This window comes from Nitrospirae bacterium CG2_30_53_67, from assembly GCA_001873285.1.
Lineage (GTDB): Bacteria > CG2-30-53-67 > CG2-30-53-67 > CG2-30-53-67 > CG2-30-53-67 > CG2-30-53-67.
Genome location: MNYV01000055.1, coordinates 23,620 through 26,870 on the forward strand (window position 1 = coordinate 23,620; position 3,251 = coordinate 26,870).

At 52.0% G+C, this 3,251-nt stretch carries 2 protein-coding genes and 2 pseudogenes (1 of these 4 running past the window's edge); all 4 read left to right on the forward strand.

Translation table 11 applies throughout. The features are described 5' to 3' along the window. Nucleotides 1–329: pseudogene (locus AUK29_03210) on the forward strand (hypothetical protein) (it extends 1,429 nt beyond the left edge of the window). A gap of 87 nt (nucleotides 330–416) precedes the next feature. Then, on the forward strand, nucleotides 417–1,793 hold the full coding sequence (locus AUK29_03215) for a hypothetical protein (protein ID OIP65178.1): 1,377 nt from the start codon (nucleotides 417–419) through the stop codon (nucleotides 1,791–1,793). 54 nt (nucleotides 1,794–1,847) lie between these two features. After that, complete coding sequence (locus AUK29_03220; protein ID OIP65179.1) at nucleotides 1,848–2,651, forward strand: hypothetical protein; 804 nt, start codon at nucleotides 1,848–1,850, stop codon at nucleotides 2,649–2,651. Nucleotides 2,652–2,729: 78 nt separating this feature from the next. After that, nucleotides 2,730–3,251, forward strand: a pseudogene (locus AUK29_03225) (ATPase).

Below are 3,251 nucleotides of genomic sequence, written 5' to 3' on the forward strand. Positions count from 1 at the left end.
AGCCGAACCGGATCGCCATCCTGTTCATCGGTCTGATCCTGGGGATCGGGTCCGGAGCCGGCGCAGGATTCCTCTCCGAATATCTGGATCAATCCTTTTCGAATCAGGATGAGCTCAGGGCCTTTACGAACCTGCCGGTGTTGGCGGTGATCCCCAAAGTGGTCACTCTTCAGGAGAATCTGCTCAAGCGGAAACGGTGGAAGGTGATCCTGGTCTCGTCTTTTCTTACAGTCCTTGCGGTTCTGGTCGTCGTTCAGATTTTCTTTTTTAAGTTTGATATATTCCTGATCAAACTTTTTCGCGAGGCGCATAAGCTCCCTCTTCAATAACGATATGAGATGACAGGGAGGTACAAGATATCGTCTGGACGGCTGAACCCGGCATGCAAGATCTTTTTTTCAGAACAGGGATGACCCATGAAGTTTTTTCGATTCTCATTCCAGTTCAAAAAGGCCCTGATGTTCTTTTCCGAAGGGGTATTGATTTATCTTTCGGTTCTGGCAGGGGTCTATCTCCGTCTCGGGGATCTGGAATACGATCTTTTGATACCCAAGGCCGTCGTGACCATGGGGGTCTGCCTCGCCAGCCTCTACTATGCGGATCTTTACGATCCGAAGATCATCAAGAATATCAGGGAGCTTTTGATCCGCCTGCTGCAGGCCCTGGGTGTGGCCTCAATCCTTCTGGCCTTCATTTATTATCTCTATCCTCCGCTGCTCATCGGCAGGGGGGCATCGCTGATCTCTGCCTGTCTGGTTCTCATTTTAATTGTTTCCTGGCGTCTTCTTTACCGCCTTTTTCTCAGGTCCAGCGGGATGACGGAGAATATCCTGATCATCGGCGCCAATCCATTTGCCATCACACTGGCCGAGGAGATAGTCGAGAATAGAGGCCTGGGATACAAAGTGGTCGGTCTCATTGACAAGAACCCCGGCCGGCAGGCCGGCAACCCGGTCAAGTTCCCGGTTATAGGAGATTATAACGACATCCCATCGGTTGTTCAGAATCATCAAATAAGCCAGATCATTGTTTCTATGGATGAAAGGAGAGGGCGGCTTCCTATGGAGGCGTTATTGCAATGCAAGATGCGAGGAGTGCAGATCAACGAAGGCGTGGAATTCTATGAGCGGACGACCGGCAAGATCCTGATCGATAAATTAAGGCCGAGCTGGCTGATCTTCTCCTCGGGTTTCGAGCATTCGAGACTGGCCCAGTTGTTCAAGAGGTTGATCGATCTGTTTATTTCCGTATTTTCATTGGTGATTCTGTTTCCCTTGATCATGATGATTGCAGTCCTGATCAAGCTTGAAAGCCGGGGACCCATATTTTTCAAACAGGAGCGGGTAGGAGAGAACGGCAGGGTTTTTGTCCTCTATAAATTTCGTTCCATGCAGGATGATGCGGAGAAAGAGACCGGCCCGGTCTGGGCGGAAGACATGGACGACCGGATGACCCGGATCGGGAGCTTCGTCCGGAAAACCCGGATAGATGAGATCCCGCAACTATTCAATGTATTGAAAGGCGACATGAGTATCGTGGGCCCCCGGCCGGAAAGGCCCTTCTTCGTGGAGCAGCTTGCCAAAAAAATCCCCTTCTATGTCAAACGGCATTCTGTCAAACCCGGGGTCACCGGGTGGGCTCAGGTTCGGTACTCATACGGCGCTTCACTGGAAGATGCCAAGGAGAAATTGCAATACGACCTTTTTTATATCAAGCATATGTCCTTCTGGCTGGACATGGGGGTGATTGCGGATACATTCAAGGTCGTTTTGATGGGCAAGGGGGCCAGATAATTTGAGTAAAATATCGATCCGGTTCAGGGGTCGATTGTCGAGGAGGTTCGATACATGAGTAAAATCGAAGAGGCGCTGGAGAAGGCGAAGCAGGCACGAAGCGGAGTTAAAGAGAACAAGGCGGTTCCTGAAGCTCCGGAGGAGACGGCTCCAAGGTATACGCACACCGTTTTTAAGGAAGTGAATCCGGACATGATGGAAGAGAACCGGATTGTGACCCTCGCCGGGAAGAGCTCCCATATCACGGAACAGTACCGGATGCTCCGTACGCAGATCCTTCAGAGAACCGAAGGGAATGGAGACAACTGTTTGATGGTGACCAGCGCTGCTGACGGAGAAGGGAAGACCACCACAGCCATCAACCTGGCCGTATCCATTGCCCAGGAGGTTCAGAAGAATGTCCTTCTGGTGGATGCGGACCTCAGGCGGCCTTCCATTCACAAGATGCTGGGGCTGAAGCCGGAAAAGGGCCTGGTTCATTACCTGATGGATCAGGTCCCGCTTGAGGATTTGCTGATACGGACCGGTGTGGAGAAACTCACCTTTCTGCCGGCGGGCGGGACCCTTCCCAACTCCACGGAGATTTTTAATTCGTCTCGGATGAAAAATTTCATCCGGGAGGTCAAGGACCGTTATAAGGACCGCTATGTGATTTTCGACACCACGCCGATTCTGTCCACGGCGGATCCGGTGGTCCTCTCCCAGTCCATGGATGGGATCATCTTTGTGGTTCAGGCCGACCGGACACAAAGGGGCGATCTGGCCGAGGCCCTGGCCCTTCTTCAGGGCCGGAACATCCTGGGAATTGTGATGAACAATCACTCGGATACGGGGGAAACCTATTATTACGAGGCGTGAAGGCGGCGGCGCAAGAATTGCCGAGGGATCGTTTTCATACGTATGCCGCCGGTTTGAAAGACCTTGAAAGATCCTCTGATGTACAAGGAATTTTATCAGTTTCGTGAAAAGCCTTTTTCTCTGACGCCGGATCCGGAGTTTCTTTACCGGAGCAAGGCGCACAAACGGGCCTTTGCCTATCTGGAGTATGGGATCCAGGACCCCTCCGGATTCGTCTGCATCACCGGTGATATCGGGGCCGGTAAGACCACGCTGATCCGGGCCTTCCTGAACCAGTTGGACGATCAGGTGAAAATCGCTCGGCTTTTCAATACCAAGGTTTCGTCCCGCCAGCTTCTGGAGATGGTCCTGCAGGACCTCTCCCTGGAGTTTCACGGGAAGAGCAAAACCGAGATGATCGACACCCTGAACAACCATCTGATCGAAACCTTCACGGAGGGGAAACGGGTGGTCCTGATCATCGATGAGGCGCAGAATCTCAGCACCGATCTTTTAGAAGAGATCCGCCTTCTCTCCAATCTGGAAACAGAGAAGACAAAACTCCTGCAAATTATTCTTGTCGGCCAGTCCGAGCTGCGTGAACACCTGCAGCTTCCCAAC

What these genes read in the sequence shown, in the direction of transcription:
- AUK29_03215 (OIP65178.1), top strand. Translation starts at nt 417, where the DNA reads ATGAAGTTTTTTCGATTCTCATTCCAGTTCAAAAAGGCCCTGATGTTC.
- AUK29_03220 (OIP65179.1), top strand. Translation starts at nt 1,848, where the DNA reads ATGAGTAAAATCGAAGAGGCGCTGGAGAAGGCGAAGCAGGCACGAAGC.